Below are 22,170 nucleotides of genomic sequence, written 5' to 3'. Positions count from 1 at the left end.
TCAGGCTTCGAGCGCATCCAGAATGAAATCGACGCGCTCGCGGACGCCCGTCTTCGGCAGGATTATCGGTTCATAGCCAAGAGCGGAATAGTCGCGAACCAATCGCTCATATTCCGCGATGGCATCGTCGAAACCGTGCTTCCTCTCCGCATCAGTTACGTAGATTTCTTGCCAAGGCGGGGTCAGGAAAACGCTTCGGGCATAAGGATAACGCTCGATAAGACTAGTGCTTTCTTCGCCGGTCACCACCCGTAGAAAAGATGCGGCGTCGATGAGGCTGCGGTCAAAGAAAACCACTCCTCCTTGTGCTCTTGCAGCCTCATGATCTTCTATGGCCAGATCAATGGCGGCCCGGGCAAAAGCCTCCGGATCGTCCCAGGGCAGCGACTTGCCACCCTGCTTCATTTCGTGTCTGACGATACGCCGCCCCGGCTCATCGATGGTTGGAAAGCCTTTATTTCTCAAGGCGTCAAGGATCGTCGATTTTCCGCCACCGGAACAGCCCGAAAGAACAATAAGCAAAGGGTTCCGCATGCTGAGGCACATTCCTTTCAACAGGGCGACTGGCACGGTCACTAATCGGCATCAATAGTCTGAATAGGAACACCGGCCAGTTCAGCCGCGAACAGGCGAGCTGCGGCGCTTCTGGAAAAGCGGGTCAACATGGCCTTGCGGCGAGCAGCCGGCAACGCGTGCTGCGGTGCCTCCCGCATGATTTCGGCTCCATAGGCATCTGCAAGAATGAAGCCGCACTCGTCGGGGAATATCTCCGCGGGCACATCCGCTAGCGTAGCGAAGAACAGCCTGTCACAATAGTCGCGGTAGTCCGGCCACTTCTTGTCTACACGAAAATCCTCAACTGAGGATTTGACCTCGATGATCCAGATTTCGCCCTTCTCTGTCAGCGCGGTCAGATCGGCACGGCGGCCCGAGCGCAAGCACAATTCCGGCAGGCACTGGATGCGCCGCTCGGCCAGCATCAGCTGCACGCCGCGTCGGATGGACAGAGCGCGAGGAGATTGACGCCCGTCGCGCAATGGATGCGCGTCGAGGGCGGAAACTATGGGCATAAGTAAACTCCGTGAAAACAGAGCTAGTTATGGGCGGAAATTGCGTCGAGAATGGCGCATTGCGGATTTTGATCGCCGCGACACCGCTTAACCAAGGCCTGCAGTTCGACGCGCATTTCTTCAAGTTGCGCAATCCGCGCAGTGATTTCCTCTATGTGACCGCTTGCAAGGGCACGCACATCCTGGCTGGCGCGTGTTTCGTCGCTCTGGAGCGCGAGCAATTGCCGACAATCATCGACACTGAAGCCGAGTCCGCGCGCCTTGCGCAGGAACTGGAGAGCTTCGATGTCGCGCTGGTTATAGTCGCGGTAGCCATTGGAGGATCGATCCGGCGAAACCAGACCGATCTCTTCGTAGTAGCGAATGGTCTTGGCCGGTAGATCGGACAGTTCGGAAGCGCAACCGATGTTCATCTTCCGTCCCCTGCTTCTCAATAGGCTTCGGCGATCTGCTCAACTTCCTGCACTTCTGGCACGAAGTGACGCAGCAGGTTCTGGATACCGTGCTTCAGGGTCGCAGTAGATGACGGACAACCGGCACACGCGCCCTTCATGTTCAGAAAGACCGTGCCTTCCTTGTAGCCGCGGAAAGTAATGTCGCCGCCATCCTGGGCCACGGCAGGTCGAACACGGGTGTCGAGGATTTCCTTGATGGTGACGACGATTTCCTCATCAGCTTCATCGTAAAATTCTTCGCCAGCCTCGATATCAGCCATCTGTGACTGATGCTGACCCGCAAGAACCGGCGCGCCGCTCAGAAAATGCTCCATCAGCGCACCGAGAATAGCGGGCTTGAGATGTTGCCACTCGGCATCGCCTTTGGTGACGGTGACGAAGTCATAACCAAAAAACACGCCGGTTACGCCCGGCACGTCGAACAGACGAGCGGCCAGAGGAGAACCTTCCTGCGCCGACTGCACGTCGCGGAATTCCGCCGTGCCGGACGGCATGACTTCGCGCCCGGGCAAAAACTTGAGTGTTGCCGGGTTCGGCGTCGTCTCGGTCTGGATGAACATGGTTGTCTCCGTGCTGGCGGACAAGTTCAAGGCTTGCTGCCGCGATTTTCTGGAATACCTCTAAAATAGAGGATTCCAGCGTCCCATTCAAGAAAGCTTGGGTTCAAACTTTCTTAGGTCAGGCTGTCGATGTCTTCATCCGAAAGCGAATGCGGGATTACTGTTACCGGAATCGGGAAAGCTGCGCCCTTGCCCGCGACCGAAGTCACCAGCGGACCGGGACCTTCCTTGCCGCTACCGGCCGCCAGAACCAATATGACAATGTCCTGATCTTCCTCGATCAGCTTGTGGATCTGCTCTACTACCGCTCCCTCGCGCACAACGAGTTCGGGTTCGATGCCCACTTCCTCGCGCACCTTGCCCGCGACCTTGTGCAGTGCGTCACGCGCCTTCTGCTCGGCTTCCTCGCGCATGATCTGCTCAACGCCTAGCCAATGCTGAAAGCCATCGGGCTCGGACACGTAGAGCAGGACGAGCACCCCGCTGGTGCTTTTGACACGCCGCGCCGCATAGGCGGCGGCGCGTTCGCATTCGGGCGTATCGTCCACGACGGCCAGGAATTTACGCTTATGTCCGGCTTCACGGATCAGACGCTTAGAGACCATACGTTTCCCCTCGGTTTTTCCCGTATTTTGCCACTACCCTGCGGCGCTGACAATTCAGCGGTTGAGCAGGCCCATAATATCGCGCACATGCACCATGTTCTTCTCCGCTATCTCGCTGGCACGTTCGCCGCCGTCCCGCAATATCGCATCAATATGACCCGGGTCGCTCGAATAGCGGCGCATTTCCGCCGTAATCGGCGCAATCTGCTCGACCGCCAGATCAGCCAGAGCAGGCTTGAAAACGGAGAACTGCTTGCCGGCAAATTCCTCGATGACCCTGGAGCGCGTTGTTCCGGATAGTGCCGCATAGATGCTGACGAGATTTTCGGCCTCCGGCCGACCAGCCAGAGCTTCGACAGTGTCCGGTAGCGGCTCTGTATCGGTCTTTGCCTTGCGGATCTTTTTGGCAATAGTATCGGCATCATCTTTCAAAGCGATACGCGAAAGGTCGGACGGGTCGGACTTTGACATCTTCTTCGTTCCGTCGCGCAACGACATGATACGCGGCGCTTCACCGCCAATCAGCGGCTCTGTCAGCGGGAAGAAGCCATTCACGGTTTCGTCGCCGACCTTCATCTCGACGCCCACGCCGAGTTCGGCAATGCGGTCCGAGTAGTCATTGTTGAACTTCTGGGCAATGTCACGCGTCAGCTCAATATGCTGTTTCTGGTCATCTCCGACGGGGACATGGGTGGCGCGATAAAGCAGAATATCTGCGGCCATCAGGCTCGGATAGGCAAACAATCCAACAGAGGCAGCCTCACGATCCTTACCGGCTTTTTCCTTGAACTGCGTCATGCGATTGAGCCAGCCCATACGCGCAATACAATTGAAAATCCAGGCAAGCTCGGTGTGCTGGCGCACGCGGCTCTGATTGAAGATGATGTGCTTTTTTGGGTCGATACCGGCAGCCAGATAGGCGGCGGCAATATCGCGAATAGCATTTTCCAGTTCGACCGGGTTCTGAGGAACCGTGATCGCATGCAGATCAACCACGCAATAGAGGCACGGGAAACTATCCTGCAGCTTCACGAACTGCTTGATGGCTCCGAGATAATTGCCGAGATGCAGATTACCGGTCGGCTGAACGCCGGAAAAAACGCGCGGCTCAAAACCCGTCATGGAACGACACCTTTCACGGTCACGAACGACCAAACTTCGTTATTCTGTCAGCGCCGCTTATGAACGACGAAGCGCCTGCGATCAAGCAGCGCTAGCTGTTTGCCGCCTGCACGGACTTCTCGCGCCGGCCTTGACCGTTGCTCTCCAATACGTCGAGTAGCGCTTCCCGGATGGCCTTGATGCGACTTTCATTTGTCACCTTATGCCCCATCAGATCGGTGACATAGAAGGTATCTATAACCTTTTCGCCAAAGGTCGTGATATGCGCCGAGGCTATATCGAGAGAGAGATCTGAAAGCGTTCCGGTGATAGCCGAGAGCAGGCCCGGGCGATCAAGACCACGCACGTCGATGACTGAAAAGCGCTCGGAAATTGTATTGCGCACGTCGATGCGCGATTTCACCGTAAAGGTCTTGCTCGGCTTCTTCGACGCTCGGCGCTTCTCGATGATTTCAGGCAGATAAGCATTGCCAGACAGCACCTGTTCGATCAGCTTACCTACCCGCTCGGCACGACGCGTCTCATCCTCGTCACGGTCAAATTCGCGATTGATAAGGATGACATCGAGCGCGCGACCGTCTGACGTCGTGAAAATTTGCGCATCGACAATATTGGCATCGGCCGCGGAGCAGGCTCCCGCGATGATCGACAGAAGGCGCGGATGGTCAGGCGCCAGAATGGTGATCTCGGTTACCGCCTCGAATGTCATTGCGCGCACCATGGTGGCGAGCCGCAGCTTCTTTTCATCGGCAGCACGAATAAATTCTGCATGACGAACCTGATCTTCGAGACTGACCGTCAGCAGATAATTCGTGTAGGGCAGCGTCGTGTAACGTTGTTTTTCCTGTTCCGGCCAGGCGTCCAGCGCATTCTCAAGCGCTGCACGTGCAGCCTTGGCGCGCTGATCGCGCGAAGCGTGCGAGAAGCCTCCACTCAAAACCAGTTCCGTCTCGAAATAGAGCGTTCGCAGCAATTGGCCCTTCCAGCCGTTCCAAACACCCGGGCCGACGCCACGAATATCGCAAACCGTGAGAATGAGCAGCAGCTTGAGGCGGTCAATCGATTGCACCGCGCGCGCAAAATCCTCGATGGTTTTGCGATCATTGAGATCGCGTGTCTGAGCGGTCATCGACATGAGCAGGTGATTCTCGATCAGCCAGGCGACTGTTTCCGTATCCTGATCGGAAAGCCCCAGCAGCGGGCAGATTCGCCGTGCAACGCGCGCACCCGCCGTCGAGTGGTCTTCCGGCCGTCCTTTCGCAATGTCATGCAGAAGGACGGCGACATAAATCAGGGTCCGCTGGTTGGCGAGGTCCGGCATCAACTTGTGCGATAAGGGGTGCACCGCTTCGCCTTCGCCATGTTCGATCTCAGCCAGGACGCCGACGCAGCGCAGCAGATGCTCATCCACAGTGTAGTGATGATACATATTGAATTGCATCATCGCGACGATCTTGCCGAAATCCGGAATGAATTTACCGAGTAATCCCGTCTCGTTCATGCGCCGCAGATTGAGCTCGGGATTGCGGTTCGACGTTAGCACATCGAGGAAAAGCTCATTGGCCTCCGGATTGCGGCGCAGGGTGCGGTCGACCAGATGCAGCGAGCGGGTCAGAAGCTTGAAAGCATCGGGATGATATTCCAGCCCGTGACGGTCTGCGAACCAGAACAGCCGGATCAAATTGATCGGGTCTTTGGAGAAGACATCTTGGGCGGCCACGTTAATGCGATAATTATCGATGATGAAATCGCTGGTCCCTGCGAGCTTGCGACGGCGGCGCGAAAATCCCATGATCAGGCGGTTGAAGCCCGATGTCTCCGACGCGTGCTCCTCTTCCAGAGCTGAGCAGAAGATGCGCGTCAGATCGCCGACGTCCTTCGCGACCAGGAAGTAGTGCTTCATGAAGCGTTCGACGGCGGACAGGCCGGGGTGGGTGGTATAACCAAGGCGGGCGGCGATTTCCGACTGGAGATCGAAGCTCAGGCGCTCCTCGCCTTTGCCAGTCAGAAAATGCATATGGCAGCGCACGGCCCAAAGGAAATCTTCGGCCTTGCGAAAGAGATTATATTCGCCACGCGTGAAAACCTTGCCGATCAGGTCTTCGCCTCGTCTTACTCGATAAACATACTTACCTATCCAGAACAGCGTGTGCAGATCACGCAGACCACCCTTGCCATCCTTGACATTCGGCTCGACGAGATAACGGCTTTCACCCGCCTTGCGATGGCGTTGATCCCGCTCCACAAGCTTGGCCTGCGCGAATTCTGGCCCGGTGTTCGAAACGATTTCCTCGTCGAAGCGCCGAACCATGTCGGCAAACAGAGTTTCCTCGCCCCAGATAAAGCGCGCTTCAAGAATGGCTGTGCGAATGGTCATGTCGTCGCGCGACAAACGAAGGCATTCCTCCACGCTACGGGTCGCGTGCCCGACCTTGAGCCCCAGATCCCAAAGCATATAGAGCACATACTCGATGATCTGCTCGCTCCAGGCAGTGCGCTTGTAGGGAAGCACGAAAAGCAGATCGATATCCGAACCGGGTGCGAGGGTACCGCGACCATAACCGCCAACTGCGCCAACTGCGATGCGTTCACCGGAGGATGGATTCTGCACCGAATAAACATAACGGGCAGCATAGTCGGCCAGAGCGCAGATGATCTCATCCATAAGATAGGAAAGGCGCCGCGCGCAGACCGTGCCGCCGCCATCCAAAGCTAGCATGTCCTGAGCTCGCTTATGGCCCGATGCTACTGTTTCCTTTAGAAGGGAAAGAACTTTCGGGCGCGGGTCGGAATGGTCCTGATGCAGTGCCGCAAGTTGGCGGCGGAGCGCCACGCTGTCAACCATTTCATCGAACTTCAAAGCTATGCGCGCCATCGGCCTTCCGTACTCTCGAAATGTGCGTCTGCACCTTAGTGCGGCGCTTCCAACATGAAAACACCGCGCATTCGAAAATGCGCGGTGTGAATTTTATGCCCTCCTGGTCGTTCAGGCCGGCAGGTGCGGGGCGGGAAGTTCAGCCTCGTTGGCTTCGGCATCGTTCCTGCGTCTGCGCTCCATCAAATCGCGGAAATGCGAGTCAGACTCGGCAAGGAATGTGTAGAACATCGGTACCACGAACAGCGTAAACATCGTGCCGATGAGGATGCCGGAGAAGATCACCAGGCCCATCGAATAACGGGCGGCTGCACCCGCGCCCTGGGCGATGATCAGCGGCACGACACCGATGGCCATGGCGGCTGTCGTCATCAGGATTGGACGCAGACGCACCTTGGCGGAAGCAATGATAGCATCATGGCGCGACATACCGTGCTCACGCTGCTGGTTCGCGAACTCGACCAGCAAGATACCATGTTTGGTGATCAGACCGATCAGCGTGATTAGCCCGACCTGCGTATATATGTTGAGCGTTCCCAGACCGAGATTGAGCGGAACGATCGCGCCGAAGATCGACAGTGGCACCGACATCATAATGATCAGCGGGTCACGGAAACTTTCATACTGCGCGGCCAGCACCAGGTAGATGACGACGATGGCGAGCGCGAAGGCGATCAGGATCGTGTTGCCCTGCTCGATCTCGAGACGCGACTGACCGGAATAGTCGATGAAGAAACCGTCCGGCAAGTTGGGTTGTGCCACATCGAGAATGGCCTGCAGGCCTGCACCTGTCGTAACGCCGGGAAGCGGCAACGCGCTGATGGTTGCGGAATTCAACTGGTTGAACTGCTCGATTGCAGCCGGGGCGGCACCCGTTTCCACATGCACAACCGATGATAAGGGCACCATCTGTCCCGACGCCGCGCGAACATAATAGCTCGCAAGATCCTGCGGATTGGCTCGGTAGCGATCAGGTACCTGGGTGATTACGTCATAGGAGTTCGAATCGCGGTCGAACTGCGCAACTTTGCCGCCACCAACCAGAACGCCAAGCGTCGCGCCTATATCGCTGATGGGCACATTCAAAGCAGCGGCACGATCGCGATCGATCGTGATCGTCACCTGCGGTGCATCGAAGCTCATCGAATTCTGGACGATGATGAAGCGCCCGCTGGCCTGTGCCTGCTTGCGTATTTCCTCCGCATATTCATAAACGCGCTGTGGCTCGCCGGTCGACTGAATAACGACCGAAATCGGCAAACCGCCGCCAGTACCCGGCAAGGTAGGAGGCGCGAAAACGAAAGCCTGAACGCCCGGAACCTTGTTGATCTCAGCCTGAACCTGTTGCTGGATTTCAGACTGCGAACGTGTGCGGTCAGCCCAGTCCTTCAACGCCCAGACGTAGAAGGCCGAGTTTGTCTCGCCGCCCATGCCCACCACAGAAAAGCGGGCACGCGTTTCTTCGAGCGATCCTGTCATCTCGTCCATCTGGTCGAGGTAGAGCTTTGTATATTGTGAGGTCGCATAACGCGGAGCGGTAACAAGCGAGAAAAGTGCACCCTGATCTTCTTCCGGCGCCAATTCCGACGAGGTCTTCATGAAAAGGAAGCCCGTGACGGCGAGAAGCGCGATCACGATGAAGAGCGTAACGGGACGGTAGTTCAGGGATCCGCCCACCAGTCGCTCGTATCGGTTTTCGAGGCGGCTGAAGGAACGATCGACAAGATTCTGGAACCGGCTGTGATTGCCGGCCTTCAAAAGGCGCGCCGACATCATCGGCGTAATCGTCAGCGCCACAAAGCCGGAGATGATCACCGCGCCCGCTAGTGTAAACGCAAATTCACGGAACAATGCCCCGGTCAAGCCGCCGGTGAAACCGAGCGGCGCGAACACCGCGGCCAGAGTGATTGTCATCGCGATGACAGGCGTAGAAATCTCGCGCATCCCGACAAAGGACGCCCGCATGGGAGAAAGACCTTCCTCGATGTGGCGGTGGATGTTTTCCACCACGACAATCGCGTCATCCACCACCAGGCCGATAGCCAGAACCATGGCCAGCAGCGATAGGAGATTGATCGAGTAACCCAATGTATACAGGAAGAAACAAACGCCGATCAGCGAGAGCGGTATCGTGACGATGGGCATCAGAACCGAACGGAACGAACCCAGGAAGAGAAGGATGACGACGATAACAATAGCAACTGCTTCGGCAATCGTCTTGAACACTTCTTCGATCGAAGCGCTGATCTGCTCGGTGGCATCGTATACCAGCACGATCGACATGCCATCCGGCAGCGAGTTCTGAATGGCAGGAAGTTCCTCCAAAACTCCTGCGGCTGTATCGAGTGGATTGGCGGCAGGTGTCGGATTGATTGCGAGGAAGACGCCCGGTGTGCCGTTGAAGGTCACGACGGTGTCAAGATCGGCCGCACCAAGCTCGACATTAGCCACGTCGCGCAATCGGACGACATTGTCGCCTTCCGAGCGCAGCGGCAGCGCGCCGAACACTTCCGGCGTTTGCAGGGTAGAATTCAAATTGATCGGCGAGGCAACATATTCGTTCTTGGTCTTGCCTGGTGCGGCAAGGAAATTGGATGCATTGATGGCCGAAAGAACTTCCGAGGCCGTCACGTTGCGTGAGGCCATGCGGACCGGATCGAGCCAGACGCGCATCGAATATTCTTTTTCGCCCAGGATCTGGACTTCCGCTACACCTTCGACCGTGGAGAGGCGCGGACTGATGACGCGCTTCAAGTACTCGGTAATCTGCTCCTGCGTCATATTCGGGTTCTGCGCCGCCAAATACATGATGGCGAACTGTTGACCCGTTCCTTTGACAATGATCGGATCATCAGATTCTGACGGAAGATTCCCACGAACCTGATTGACCTTGGAAATAACTTCGGTAAGCGCGGCATCGGGATCAGCGCCAAGCTGCATCTGCACGGTCACGACGCTTGCCGAGGTGCGGCTGGTAGAGCTGACATAGTCAATGTTTTCAGTCGTCGCGACGGCGCGCGCGATCGGAGCCGTGATGAAACCCTGGATCAGGTCGGCACTCGCGCCCGGATACGTCGTCGTAATAGTAATCGCGGTTTCTTCCACTTCCGGATACTGACGTACCGAAAGGTTGAAGATGCCCTGAAAACCGAGAAGCAGGATCAGTGCGGCCGTAACGACCGAGAGAACCGGCCTTTTGATGAAGATGTCGGAAAAGCTCACTGCTGTGCTCCGCTTCTTTCGATCTCTGCCGGATTCACATCATTGTTGATTGTGACTGGCGTCGCGTTGGACAGACGGTTCTGACCCGCTGTTACAACGGTCTCACCGGCACGCAGACCTTCGCGGATTTCGACGCGTTGACCGGAGCGGCGACCGAGCTGAACGAAAACTTGCCGCACTTCAAGATTCTCCGCGTCGTCGGCGATCGGCTCGACTTGAGCCTGCTCGGGCTGCGCATCCGCACTGCCATTCTGCTGCCCTTCGCGCTTGTTGCGAACGACGAACACGTAGTCGCCATAGAGGCTCGACGTCACGGCAGTTTGGGGCACGGCCAGAACGCCTTCATCGGTCGGCAGTACCACGCGAACGCGTACGAACTGGCCAGGGTTGAGTTTACGATCAGGATTCTCCACCTCCCCGCGCACGCTGACGAGACGGCTTTCCGCGTTGATTTTGGGATCGATGCCGGTGATCGTACCGTCCACACCGTCTTCGCCTTCTCCGATCATAACCTTGATGGGCTGCCCGAGCTTGAGACTGGACAATTCCTGCTCTGGAACAGTGAAATCAACCCGCATCGTGTCCAGAGACTGCAAAGTCGCCACCTTCGTGCCAGCAGTGACATATTGGCCGACCTCGATCTCGGGAATACCCATGGTTCCGGCGAAAGGCGCCTCCAGTGATTTCTGGCGCAGAACCGCCCGCAGACGTTCGACGGTCGAACGCGCCTGGATGGCTTCCGACTGTGCGGTGTCGAGCGCAGACGCAGCGTTAACGCCTCGGCTGGCCAGCGACCGCGTACGACGCAACGTATCTTCAGCCAGCTGCAGGGACGATTCAGACGAAGCCAGATCGGCCCGCTCGATGCGATCATCGATCTGAACGAGCACCGCATCCTTCGTGACATCCTGGTTGGCTTTGAAATTGATCGCCATAACCGTGCCATTCGCTTCCACAGCAAGATCGACACCCTGACGTGCGCTGACCGTGCCAATGGCGTCAATACCTGGTTCCCAATCGCCGGGCTCGATAACATATGTCGAGACCGTCTGGGATGGGGTCTGCATGTTAGCGAAGTAATCGGAAATCGCCTTGTCGCGGAACAGGTTGAACCCGACGAGCCCCCCGCAGATCAATATGATGAAAATGAGGGCTATGATGAAACGCTTTATCATGTCGAGCCTGTCCCCGGTCTCGTTCGACGTTAGAAGCACTGCCGGTCTCTCTAGGAGCGAAAGCCTTCTACCACGGATTTCGATGCGATTTCGAACTCAAATCCGGATTTCCGCACCTGTTGACCGTGAACTTGCGTCGGGCGCGCGAAAAAGCTCGTATTTGGTTACGTTTCCCTTTACTGTACCGACCGGTCGGTAATGTCAATTTGAAAGTATTATATATGACCTCGGATCGGGTTTCGACGCGTGACCGCATTCTGGACGCGGCCACGGCCATCGCACATGAAAACGGAACCGCGAACGTTTCCCTGAATGCCGTAGCCGAGAGAGCGGGCATATCGAAAAGCGGTCTTCTCTATCATTTCTCGAGCAAGGCGCGGCTCATGGAGGCGTTAGTCGAAGGGCATGTTTGCGTTCTCAAATCCGAAGTCCTCAAGGCCGCAGAAGAAAATCGCGGCGTTCAAAATGCCTGCATAAAAGCCTTTGTCGAAGCCTACCGCCGCGAACGGTGCGCGGGCAAGGTCGTGCCGACGGGGGTGCTCGCCGCCATCGCCGAAAACCCTGACATGATCACGCCGATTCGCCGCTACCAGATGGAGCTGGTGGAAACCTTCAAGACACAAAACAACGAACCCGAACTGGCTTTGATCGCTTTCCTTGCCATCGAAGGCCTACGCTGCATGCGTCTTTTCGACACTCAGCTTCTCAATGGAGACGAAGAAGCCCGCGTCATCGACAAGCTCTTTGAAATTCTCGATCAGTTCAAAGCCTGATCTCCTAGAAAGAATTCGGGAGTCGAGGACACCTCCTTCCTTAGGTATCCCGCCACGGCTCGCACGCTCGCCAGCTCATGTGCCTGATCGGGAACAACAAGCCAGTATGTGCGCTCTATGGTGATCGCCTCAGGACAGACGACTTCGAGAAGCGGGTCGTCCTCCCCCATGAAAACCGGCAGAACGCAAAGCCCGATACCCTGCTGAGTCGCCTTGAGCTGAGACATGATGCTGCTCGCTTGAAATTTTGCTTTCAAGCCCGGCAATACATCGTGCAGATAATCGAGGCCGGGCGAGAATATCATGTCATCGATATATCCGATGAAAGGATGATGCCCCACTTGCGCAGGATCGACAATCGGCGGATGCCGACGCAGATACTCCTTGGCTCCATAAATCTTGAGGGTGTAATCGGTGAGTTTCTCGCATACATATGGCCCGCTTTTGGGCGGGTCGAGCGTAACCAGAAGATCCGCTTCCTTACGCGATAGCGCCATTATCTGCTGGATCGTAACGAGCTCCAGCGAAATATTCGGGAAGGCATCGGTGAAGCTGCGCATACGATCAGCAAGGAAATAGTTTCCGAAACCCTCCAATGTGCTCAAACGCACCGCCCCGCGCACAGGAGAAAAGTCGGTCGCCGCTTCCTGCAGGCGCTCGGCCTCCTGTTCTATTCGACGGGCTGAGGCGAGAAGACGCTGCCCCGCCGGCGTCAATACGTAGCCTTGCGGGTTGCGTTCGAAGAGCTTTGCCGAAAGTGCAAGCTCCAGATTTTCTATTCGCCGGGACACAGTTGCGTGACTGGAGCGAAGTCGACGTGCCGCTGAGGATAGCTGACCACTTCGCGCGACGGCGAGGAAATAGCGTAAATCGTCCCAGCTAAATCGCATTATATCCTCACTCCGGTCCGCTTGTTCAAAATTGAACAGGCTCTGCTTGGAAATTGTTTCACGATGCGACTTGCGTCAAGTTCGCCTTTTGGTGAAGCTCATATCAAACGGGCCGTTTCGGGAGGAACAGCAAACGTCCCGTTTCCTTAGTGATGCATCCATGGGAGGATACGATGCGCACATCCATTCTTACGGCCTTTGGCCTACTCGCTCTTTCGAGCACCGCTTTTTCTCAAGAGTTTTCCGATAATGTCATCAAGATCGGCATATTGAACGACCAGTCCGGCGTTTATGCTGATTTCGGCGGCAAGGGATCTGTTGCAGCAGCAGAACTCGCTATCGAAGATTTCAAGAAAGATGGCGGGATTGAAGGCGTAGAGATCCAGTTGATCAACGCCGATCATCAGAACAAGCCCGACATCGCGTCCAATATCGCCCGCGAATGGTACGACACGCAGCAGGTCGATGCGATCATGGAATTGACGACCTCGTCTGTTGGCCTCGCCGTCCAGGCCCTGAGCAACGAAAAGAAAAAGATTACCATCAACACGGGTGCGGCAACGTCCGAACTGACCGGCAAGCAGTGCACCCCTTACGGCTTCCACTGGGCCTACGACACGCACGCCCTTGCCGTTGGCACCGGCGGCGCGCTGGTCAAGGATGGCGGTGATAGCTGGTACTTCCTGACGGCGGATTATGCTTTCGGCTATTCGCTCGAGGAACAGACCTCCACAGTCGTGAAGGCAAATGGCGGCCAGGTGGTCGGCGCGGTCAAGCATCCGCTCGCAACCACCGACTATTCGTCGTTCCTGCTGCAGGCGCAATCATCCGGCGCGAAGGTCATCGGGCTTGCCAATGCCGGCGTCGACACGCAGAACAGCATCAAGCAGGCTGCGGAATTCGGCATCGTGGCCGGCGGTCAGCGCCTCGCCGCACTGCTCTTCACTCTCGCGGACGTGCATGGCGTCGGTCTGGATGTCGCACAAGGCCTGACTCTGACGGAATCCTTCTATTGGGATCGGGACGATGAAAGCCGGGCCTTTGGCGAACGCTACGCCGCCAAATTCAACGGCAGAATGCCGAACATGGTCCATGCAGGCACTTACTCGGCCGTCTTGCAATATCTGAAGGCAGCCAAGGAGGCAGGCACTGACGAAAGCGACGCGGTCGCCGCCAAGCTTAAGGAAATGCCCGTCGAGGACGTGTTCGCCCGCGGTGGATCGGTCGGCAAAAACGGACGCATGATCTCCGACGTCTACCTGCTCGAGGTCAAGAAGCCGGACGAAAGCACGAAGGAATGGGACTACTATAAGGTTCTTGCCACCATTCCCGGTGCTGAAGCCTACGCTAAGCCGGAAGAGAGCGGCTGCCCGCTCGTAACGCAGTAAGCGGCATGGTGACGGCAAGCCAAAACGAGACGCAGCGGGTGGTGCTTTCCGCCCGCGGTCTCACCCGCGACTTCGGCGGGTTCAAGGCGGTGAGTAATGTTGATCTCGACGTGCACCATGCAAGGGTGCACGCCTTGATCGGACCGAATGGCGCTGGCAAGACAACCGTCTTCAACCTTCTGACGAAGTTCTTGCAACCGACATCCGGGAAAATCGAATTTCTCGGGACCGATATCACCAAGACCAGCGCTTCCGCCGTAGCGCGGATGGGGCTGATCCGGTCGTTCCAGATTTCGGCGGTCTTCCCGCATCTGAGCGTGCTCGACAATGTACGTGTTGCCTTGCAACGTCCTAACAATCTGGCGATCCAGTTCTGGCAGCCTGTATCCGCGCTCGATCGGCTGAACGATCAGGCGATGGCTCTCCTGCGGGAAGTCGGACTTGAAAATGCACGCCATGCGCTAGCGTCTGAGCTTTCCTACGGTCGCAAGCGTGTGCTTGAAATTGCCACAACCCTGGCCCTCGATCCGAAAGTGCTTTTGCTCGATGAGCCCATGGCCGGTATGGGCGGCGAGGACATTGCCACGGTTTCCAATATTATCCGCCGCGTGGGAGAGAACCGTGCTGTGCTTATGGTGGAGCATAATCTGTCCGTTGTCTCGGACCTGTGCAGCCGCATTACCGTGCTTCAGCGCGGGCAAATCCTGGCAGATGGTGATTATGCGACCGTGAGCAATGATCCGCGTGTGCGCGAAGCCTATATGGGGCGTGACGATGACTGAAAAGACACTCCTCCTCCACATAGAAAATCTGAATGCCTGGTATAATGAAAGCCATGTTCTGCACGGAGTAAATCTATCCGTCGCAAAAGGCGAGACGATCACGATCCTGGGCCGCAACGGTGTAGGCAAGACCACGACATTGCGTTCCATCATGGGTATCGTGCGCAAGCGCACTGGCAAGATCGAGCTGGACGGCAAGGACATGATGAAGGTGCCCCTGCATCGTTCGGCGCATCAGGGCATCGGCTTTGTTCCGGAAGAGCGCGGCATCTTCGCCACACTTTCGGTGCAGGAGAACCTGCTGTTGCCGCCCGTCGTTGCTGATGGCGGAATGAGCATAGACGAAATCTACACGTTGTTTCCGAACCTGAAAGAACGACGCAACAGCACCGGCACCAAGCTTTCCGGTGGCGAACAGCAGATGCTGGCCATGGCCCGCATTCTGCGCACCGGCGTCAAGGTCTTGCTGCTGGATGAACCGACCGAAGGCCTGGCCCCGGTTATCGTCCAGCGCATCGGCGACGTCTTACAGGAACTGAAGGCGCGTGGAATGACGATCGTACTGGTTGAGCAGAACTTCCGCTTTGCCAGTCGCATCGCCGACCGCTTTTATCTCATGGACCACGGTAAGACGACGACTTCTTTCCCCGTCTCCGAACTTTCCACCCGTATGGGTGAATTGCACGAAACGCTGGGGGTCTGACTTATGACGATGCTTTTTGGGATTCCCCTACAAGCCTTTTTTGGTCAATTGCTTATCGGCCTGATCAATGGCTCGTTCTATGCGATGCTCAGTCTCGGCCTTGCCGTTATTTTCGGCATGCTCCGCGTCATCAATTTCGCGCATGGCGCCTTCTATATGCTCGGCGCTTTCGCAAGTTTCCTGCTGCTGCGCTATGCTGGGCTGGGCTACTGGCCAGCGTTGATCCTCGTGCCGATCATCGTCGGTGTGATCGGAGCCTTCGTCGAACGCTCGATGCTGAGTTGGCTCTACAAGGTCGACCACCTATACGGCCTCCTCTTCACCTTCGGTCTGGCGCTCTTCCTCGAAGGAACCTTTCGGTATTTCTATGGATCGTCGGGGCAACCCTATGCACCACCAGCGCAGCTGACCGGCGCGGTCAATCTCGGTTTCATGTTCCTGCCGATCTATCGCGGCTGGGTCGTGGCGGTCTCGCTGGTCGTCTGTATCGGAACCTGGCTTCTGATTGAAAAGACAAAGCTCGGCTCCTATCTCCGCGCATCGACAGAGAACCCGACGCTGGTCCAGGCCTTCGGCGTCAACGTTCCGCTGCTCTTGACCTTCACCTATGGTCTCGGTGTCGCACTTGCGGCTTTCGCCGGCGTGCTGGCGGCGCCCGTATATCAAGTCAGTCCACTGATGGGTTCGAACCTGATTATCGTGGTCTTTGCCGTCGTCGTCGTTGGGGGCATGGGCTCCATCATGGGAGCAATCGTCACTGGCTACATGCTTGGGGTGGCCGAGGGCCTCACCAAGGTCTTCTACCCCGAGGCGTCAAACATCGTGATCTTCGTGATCATGGCGATCGTACTTCTGATCCGCCCCGCGGGCCTCTTTGGACGGGATGCTTGATATGAACACGACAACCTACACACCCGTTCACGACGGCACCAAGGAACGCGCAACGCTTTCGCCCCCCTTGAAGCTTGCGCTCATCCTCATCGGCATAGCAGGCCTCGTCGCAGCACCCTTCTTCTTCTATCCTGTTTTAGTGATGAAGATCCTGTGCTTTGCGCTGTTTGCATGCGCCTTCAACCTGCTCCTCGGGTACACCGGGCTGCTGTCCTTCGGCCATGCAGCCTTCTTCGGCGGCTCGGCCTACTTTACGGCGCATGCCGTGAAGGTCTGGGGATTGCCAACGGAAGTCGGCATCCTGGTCGGTGTTCTTGGCGCATCGATCCTTGGGCTCATCATCGGCTTCCTGGCGATCCGGCGCCAGGGTATCTATTTCTCCATGATCACGTTGGCCTTGGCGCAGATGTTCTTCTTCTTCTGCCTGCAAGCACCGTTCACGCATGGCGAGGACGGCATCCAGTCAGTGCCGCGCGGCTATCTGCTGGGCTTCATCAATCTGGGCAACCAGATGAACATGTACTACTTCGTCATGGCGGTTTTCCTGGCGGCGCTTTTCATTATCTGGCGTATCGTCAACTCGCCTTTCGGCATGATTTTACGTTCGATCCGCGAGAACGAGAACCGTGCGATCTCGCTCGGTTACTCCGTGACGCGTTACAAACTCGCCGCTTTCGTCATGTCAGCCGCGCTGACCGGACTCGCGGGCGGGTTGAAGGCTATCGTATTCCAGCTTGCGACGCTGACCGATGTCAGTTGGCAGATGTCTGGCGAAGTTATCCTGATGACACTTCTCGGCGGTATCGGCACGCTGATCGGTCCTATTATCGGTGCTGGGCTGATTGTCACATTGCAGAACGCGCTGGCGACGTCACAATTTCCGGTCACGGTCATTACCGGCATCGTCTTCATGGTTTGTGTGCTTCTGTTCCGGCGCGGCATCATTGGCGAGTTCTACAACTCGCGCATCGGGCGCAAATTCGGACTGAACACCGAATCGTAAAACCGGATGCTGCCCGGGGCAGTCGGGCAGCATCCTAAAAATCAAATTGAAGAGAACCTTTCCCAAAGTCGGGAGAGACCGTGCCGGCTTTTGTCTCCGGCGTGGAGGAGGAAGTCATGGATCGCTTCGACTATATCATCATAGGTGCAGGCAGTGCCGGGTGTGTTTTGGCTAACCGTCTTTCACAGGACCGGAACGTTTCTGTCCTGTTGCTCGAAGCTGGTGGTCGCGACAATTATCACTGGATCCACATTCCTGTCGGCTATCTCTATTGCATCTCCAATCCACGCACCGACTGGTGTTTCACGACCGAGCCGGAAGAAGGTTTGAATGGCCGCAGCCTTGCCTATCCACGCGGTCGCGTACTGGGTGGCTGCTCCTCCATCAATGGCATGATCTACATGCGCGGCCAGGCACAGGATTACGACCGCTGGCGGCAGATGGGCTGCGAGGGCTGGGGCTGGAGCGACGTACTCCCCTTCTTTCGTAAATCCGAAGACCACTATCTGGGCGACAATGACATGCACGGCTCCGGCGGGGAATGGCGCGTGGAAAAGTCCCGCGTGCGCTGGGCAGTGCTTGATGCCTTCCAGAATGCAGCTGCGGAAGCCGGCATCCCTATCATCAAGGATTTCAATCGCGGCAACAATGAGGGTTCGTCCTATTTCGAGGTCAACCAGCGCAACGGCGTTCGCTGGAATACAGCTAAAGCCTTCCTGCGCCCAGCCGTGCATCGCAAGAATCTGACCGTATCGACGGGCGCACATGTGCGTCGCATCCTGATTGAAGAGCGGCGCGCAACCGGCGTTACCTTCCACCATGAGGGGGTGGAAAAGACAATCAAGGCAAACCGGGAAGTTATTCTCAGCGCCGGCTCGATCGGCTCGCCGCATATTCTGGAGCTTTCAGGCATAGGGCGCGGCGACGTCCTCCAGAATGCGGGCATACAAGTTCTGCATGAAATCACCGATGTCGGCGAGAATCTCCAGGATCATCTGCAATTGCGTATGGCCTACAAGGTCACCGGCGTGCCGACGCTCAATGAACTGGCGAGCAAGCTCTTCGGCAAGGCGCGTATCGCGTTCGAATATGCAATGAAGCGCTCGGGTCCGATGTCCATGGCGCCGAGCCAACTCGGCATCTTCACCAAGTCCGATCCGTCACGCGAGACTCCCGATCTGCAATATCACGTACAGCCGCTTTCCCTGGAAAAATTCGGTGAAGCCGTGCATCCTTTTCCCGCAGTGACGGCCAGCGTGTGCAATCTGCGGCCGGACAGTCGCGGCCATACGCATCTGCGTAGCAATGATTTCCGCGACAAACCGCTCATACAGCCGCATTACCTTTCGGCAGAAAGTGACCGTCAAACCGCGGTACGGGCCATCAGGCTGACGCGGGAAATCGTCAAACAACCCTCTTTTGCCTGCTTCAAGCCGGAAGAGTTCAAGCCAGGCCCTGCCTACGAAACGGACGAGGATCTGGCCAGGGCGGCCGGGGAGATCGGCACGACTATCTTTCACCCGGTTGGCACTTGCCGCATGGGCGCAGATGACAAGAGTGTCGTTGATCCGCAATTGCGCGTGCGCGGCGTAGAAGGTTTGCGCGTCGTCGATGCATCGGTAATGCCGACAATTACGTCCGGCAATACCAATTCGCCCACCATCATGATCGCAGAGAAGGCCGCGGAAATGATCCTGCGCGATGCAGGCTCCGCTGTTTCGGAGGTCGGCAAGGCAACCGCGGCCTGATTATTCCGCCGAAGTATCGACACTGACGACCACCGACATGCCGGGCGCCAGACGTTCGATCTGTGGCTGATCGGAATCCACGGCAATGCGCACCGCCACGCGCTGAGCAATCTTGACGAAATTGCCGGTCGCATTGTCCGGCTTCAAGATACTGAACTCCGATCCCGCGGCTGGCGAAAAGCGCTCGATCCTGCCCGTCATCTCGACATCGTTCAGAGCATCGACCGTAAACCGGACCGGTTGGCCGGATCTCATACCGTAGAGCTGCGTTTCCTTGAAATTGGCGGTTACCCAGATGTCGTGCGGTACGATGGCCATAAGCTGGGTTCCTGCGGCAACGTACTGGCCAAGCCGCACGCCGACCTCGCCGAGCTTGCCGTCTTCCGGCGCACGAATATTTGTATTTTCGAGGTCAATCTCCGCTAGCCGCACCGCAGCCTGTGCACCTTCGACCGCCGCTTCGAGGGAACTACGATTGACGATTGTCGACTGCAGAGACTGTTCGGCCACTTGCAACTGCGCCGTCGCCTCGCCAAAAGCGGCTTGCGCCTTAGCCAGAGCCGAACGTGACTGATCGGCCGCGCTTTGAGTGGTTACGCCCCGGGCCAGAAGCGGTTCGATCCTGGCCCACTCGGCCTTGGCCGTGTCCAACGCGACGCGCGCACCTTCAAGCTGCGCCTTCGCTGAAGCAACATTGGCCTCCCCCGTCAGTCGAGACTGATCGGAATTGGCGAGCGCGGCCTGCTGCGATGCAAGGCTAGCCTTCGCCTGTTCCAGTTTCTGGCGATAGATGCGATCATCGACCCGCACCAGAAGCTGCCCGGCTTGCACCGTCTCGAAATCCTTGACGATAACTTCCGCGACATAGCCAGACAGTTGCGGGGCCAGTGTCGTTACCCGTCCGCGGATATAGGCATTATCCGTAGTTTGCAAAGCCGGTGAAAACGGGGGCAAACGCCACGCGAATAAAATCAGGATGACGCCCAAAACTCCGATAAGAACTGCGATAATGCTCGCGGTGCGAAACGTCTTGTTCATGAGGCTGTTACTCCGGCGGTATTTTCGCCGTCCTGCTTTCTGGTCTGTTTCTTTACGGCGTCGAAAGCCACGTGGCAAAGAAGAACGAAAAGTGCCGCGCTTGCCATGCATCCCATAACAAAAAACGCGTCATTATAGGCAAGCACATTGGCTTCGCGCGTAGCCTGCTGACTAAGCATTGCAATGCCTTCCGCGTTCAGAACCGCTTGATCCGTGAGATGCGGTGCGTATGGCGCGGCGAGCGCCTTCACCCGCTGCACGACCAGGGGATCAGTGAGCGCAATCTTCTCGACCAGGGCATTCGAGTGAAACTTCTCGCGCAGCGTGATGAAGGTTCCAAAGACTGCCGATCCGAGGAGACCACCGAGGCTCTGCGTCGTCAGAAAGACGATGATGAAGCTCAAAATGTAATTCGGCCCTTTCTTCAGTGCTGACATAAGCCCTGTCGCCATCGCAGGAGGAAGAAAGATAGCCGCTGCAAAACCGATCATGATCTGGCTGAGATACATGTTCTGTGGTCGTGTCAAATTCGTTGCACTGCTATCGATGAAGGCACCAATGGCGAGAAGCGACAAGGCGACTATATGGAAATACGGTTCACGCCCCGCCCCCATTAACCGCGCGCAGACGAGTCCACCGGCGATTGTCGACAGAAAAATCAGGAAATAGAGCAGAAAAGTCTGGTCGTTCTGCAGCCCGATGACCTGCAGGAAACCGCCTGCGCCGGTGGTTTGTTCAGCCAGAATAAGCCGGAACAGCAGCAGCGCCCCGGTAAGATGCAGAACCGCCGGGCTGAATATCCATCGTATGTCGATCAGCGGATTCTTGCGATTGAGCTCGATAATGATTGCCACGGTGATGGTTACCGCCGCGCACAGCAGAGCGTATCCGATCCACGGCGCCTCGAACCACCAGTGCAGTCTCCCCATGACCAGAACGACCGCAACGCAACCGAAACCCGTTGCGATGAGAAAATAGCTGATGACGTCGAGCTTCTCGATGACATTCGCACGCAGTTGCGGCGTGAGCGGCAGCAAATATACAGCGCAGAAGGCGAGCATCGCGAGTCCGAGTTCAAAGAGTGTCAAGGCATGAAACCCGCCCGCGTCAAGAAGAATGGGCGAGATCATGCGCGCGATGGAGGGGCCAAGCGCAATGTTGGTCAGGGCCAGCGAAAGACCTATCGTCAGCTTCTTCTGCGGCGGGAACGGCTCCAGCATGTAGAGAAACGCAAGCGATGACATCGGTGCCGCCGCCACACCGCTGAAGAAGCGGACCACGATCGCTGACTGAAGATCCGTCACAAAAAGATTGAAGATCGAGACGATACAGAAAACCAGAATACTGAGTTCTGCGAAGTTGCGCAGGCCAAACTGCGTTCTAAGCTTGATCAGAGCGATGGCCAGAGAAACATTCGGCGCCATATAGGCCGCCATCAGCCATGTCGTTTCTATGTTGGTGGCACCGATCGCGCCCTGGATTTGCGGAATATTCGCCGTCACCAAATTCATCCCGAACCCTTGGGTCAAGGCGAGCAAGGTCGAGGCGAGCATGTAGGCTGCGGCATGAACCGGATGACGAGGCACAAAAACAGGACCCTGTCCCTGCGAGGGTTCAGCAGCTGGGGGCACAGGCGCAGCAGATGCAGAACGAGTTACAATTTCCGGCATAAAACACTCCGCGCGCCCTAAAGACGGCGTTCTCGAAAATTCAATACATTGTTCGCATGCTATCTATATGGTTGCAATATTTTTTTCAACCACAGTCTAAATCTGCGCTCTTCCGCCCATCCATATAATCGCGTCAAATACTAAGAGAACCAGGAGTTTAACGCCGCCGAGGTTCAATGGGCAATCTCGTACTTGTCGCC

The 22,170-nt window shown here is 56.8% G+C and carries 19 protein-coding genes; 7 read left to right on the top strand and 12 right to left on the bottom strand.

From position 1 onward, the window contains the following. The 9 genes from IE151_RS05120 to IE151_RS05080 all read right to left on the bottom strand — a co-directional run bounded on the left by IE151_RS05120 (position 1) and on the right by IE151_RS05080 (position 11,084). The gene (locus IE151_RS05120; protein ID WP_189488578.1) at positions 1–534 is read right to left on the bottom strand and encodes an AAA family ATPase; all 534 of its coding nucleotides are present in this window, start codon (positions 532–534) and stop codon (positions 1–3) included. Between the two features lie 41 nt (positions 535–575). After that, positions 576–1,070: an MmcB family DNA repair protein gene (locus IE151_RS05115; RefSeq protein ID WP_189488576.1), complete on the bottom strand. Its 495-nt coding sequence runs from the start codon at positions 1,068–1,070 to the stop codon at positions 576–578. Between the two features lie 23 nt (positions 1,071–1,093). After that, complete coding sequence (locus IE151_RS05110; protein ID WP_189488573.1) at positions 1,094–1,483, bottom strand: MerR family DNA-binding protein; 390 nt, start codon at positions 1,481–1,483, stop codon at positions 1,094–1,096. A 17-nt stretch (positions 1,484–1,500) separates the two neighbouring features. Next, a complete protein-coding gene (locus tag IE151_RS05105) occupies positions 1,501–2,085 on the bottom strand; it encodes a NifU family protein (protein ID WP_189488571.1) in 585 nt (194 codons plus the stop codon). A gap of 113 nt (positions 2,086–2,198) precedes the next feature. Then, positions 2,199–2,690 (bottom strand): universal stress protein, encoded by a 492-nt coding sequence (locus IE151_RS05100; RefSeq protein ID WP_189488569.1) that lies wholly within the window; start codon positions 2,688–2,690, stop codon positions 2,199–2,201. Between the two features lie 54 nt (positions 2,691–2,744). Next, a complete protein-coding gene (gene trpS / locus IE151_RS05095; protein WP_189488567.1) occupies positions 2,745–3,812 on the bottom strand; it encodes a tryptophan--tRNA ligase in 1,068 nt (355 codons plus the stop codon). Between the two features lie 91 nt (positions 3,813–3,903). Continuing rightward, positions 3,904–6,687, bottom strand: a complete 2,784-nt coding sequence (locus IE151_RS05090; protein ID WP_189488565.1) for a [protein-PII] uridylyltransferase — start codon at positions 6,685–6,687, stop codon at positions 3,904–3,906. 111 nt (positions 6,688–6,798) lie between these two features. Then, the gene (locus tag IE151_RS05085) at positions 6,799–9,909 is read right to left on the bottom strand and encodes an efflux RND transporter permease subunit (RefSeq protein WP_189488563.1); all 3,111 of its coding nucleotides are present in this window, start codon (positions 9,907–9,909) and stop codon (positions 6,799–6,801) included. Next, a complete protein-coding gene (locus IE151_RS05080) occupies positions 9,906–11,084 on the bottom strand; it encodes an efflux RND transporter periplasmic adaptor subunit (RefSeq protein ID WP_189488561.1) in 1,179 nt (392 codons plus the stop codon). Before IE151_RS05080 ends, IE151_RS05085 begins: the two co-directional genes overlap by 4 nt. A gap of 221 nt (positions 11,085–11,305) precedes the next feature. Between IE151_RS05080 and IE151_RS05075 the strand changes: the two genes are divergently transcribed. After that, complete coding sequence (locus IE151_RS05075) at positions 11,306–11,857, top strand: TetR/AcrR family transcriptional regulator (protein WP_189488559.1); 552 nt, start codon at positions 11,306–11,308, stop codon at positions 11,855–11,857. Here the strand turns inward: IE151_RS05075 and IE151_RS05070 are convergent. After that, on the bottom strand, positions 11,842–12,747 hold the full coding sequence (locus tag IE151_RS05070) for a LysR family transcriptional regulator (protein ID WP_189488558.1): 906 nt from the start codon (positions 12,745–12,747) through the stop codon (positions 11,842–11,844). The genes IE151_RS05075 and IE151_RS05070 overlap by 16 nt on opposite strands. A 185-nt stretch (positions 12,748–12,932) precedes the next feature. Here IE151_RS05070 and IE151_RS05065 point away from each other — a divergent pair, with 185 nt between their 5' ends. The 6 genes from IE151_RS05065 to IE151_RS05040 all read left to right on the top strand — a co-directional run bounded on the left by IE151_RS05065 (position 12,933) and on the right by IE151_RS05040 (position 19,262). After that, positions 12,933–14,135: an ABC transporter substrate-binding protein gene (locus tag IE151_RS05065; protein ID WP_382344879.1), complete on the top strand. Its 1,203-nt coding sequence runs from the start codon at positions 12,933–12,935 to the stop codon at positions 14,133–14,135. Positions 14,136–14,140: 5 nt separating this feature from the next. After that, positions 14,141–14,917 (top strand): ABC transporter ATP-binding protein, encoded by a 777-nt coding sequence (locus IE151_RS05060; RefSeq protein WP_189488556.1) that lies wholly within the window; start codon positions 14,141–14,143, stop codon positions 14,915–14,917. Further along, complete coding sequence (locus IE151_RS05055; RefSeq protein WP_189488555.1) at positions 14,910–15,620, top strand: ABC transporter ATP-binding protein; 711 nt, start codon at positions 14,910–14,912, stop codon at positions 15,618–15,620. The genes IE151_RS05060 and IE151_RS05055 overlap by 8 nt, the downstream gene beginning before the upstream one ends. 3 nt (positions 15,621–15,623) lie before the next feature. Then, positions 15,624–16,511, top strand: coding sequence for a branched-chain amino acid ABC transporter permease (locus tag IE151_RS05050; RefSeq protein ID WP_189488554.1), 888 nt, complete (start codon positions 15,624–15,626; stop codon positions 16,509–16,511). Further along, complete coding sequence (locus IE151_RS05045; RefSeq protein WP_382344758.1) at positions 16,504–17,514, top strand: branched-chain amino acid ABC transporter permease; 1,011 nt, start codon at positions 16,504–16,506, stop codon at positions 17,512–17,514. Before IE151_RS05050 ends, IE151_RS05045 begins: the two co-directional genes overlap by 8 nt. 116 nt (positions 17,515–17,630) lie before the next feature. After that, a complete protein-coding gene (locus IE151_RS05040; protein WP_189489043.1) occupies positions 17,631–19,262 on the top strand; it encodes a GMC family oxidoreductase in 1,632 nt (543 codons plus the stop codon). Here IE151_RS05040 and IE151_RS05035 read toward each other — a convergent pair whose 3' ends face one another. Then, complete coding sequence (locus IE151_RS05035; RefSeq protein ID WP_189488552.1) at positions 19,263–20,300, bottom strand: HlyD family secretion protein; 1,038 nt, start codon at positions 20,298–20,300, stop codon at positions 19,263–19,265. Further along, a complete protein-coding gene (locus tag IE151_RS05030; RefSeq protein WP_189488550.1) occupies positions 20,297–21,970 on the bottom strand; it encodes an MFS transporter in 1,674 nt (557 codons plus the stop codon). The genes IE151_RS05035 and IE151_RS05030 overlap by 4 nt, the downstream gene beginning before the upstream one ends. Between the last annotated feature and the right edge of the window lie 200 nt (positions 21,971–22,170).

This window comes from Limoniibacter endophyticus (genome assembly GCF_014652835.1).
GTDB lineage: Bacteria > Pseudomonadota > Alphaproteobacteria > Rhizobiales > Rhizobiaceae > Limoniibacter > Limoniibacter endophyticus.
Note: the sequence above shows the minus strand (reverse complement) of the source record. Positions and strands in the feature narration are given on the sequence as shown.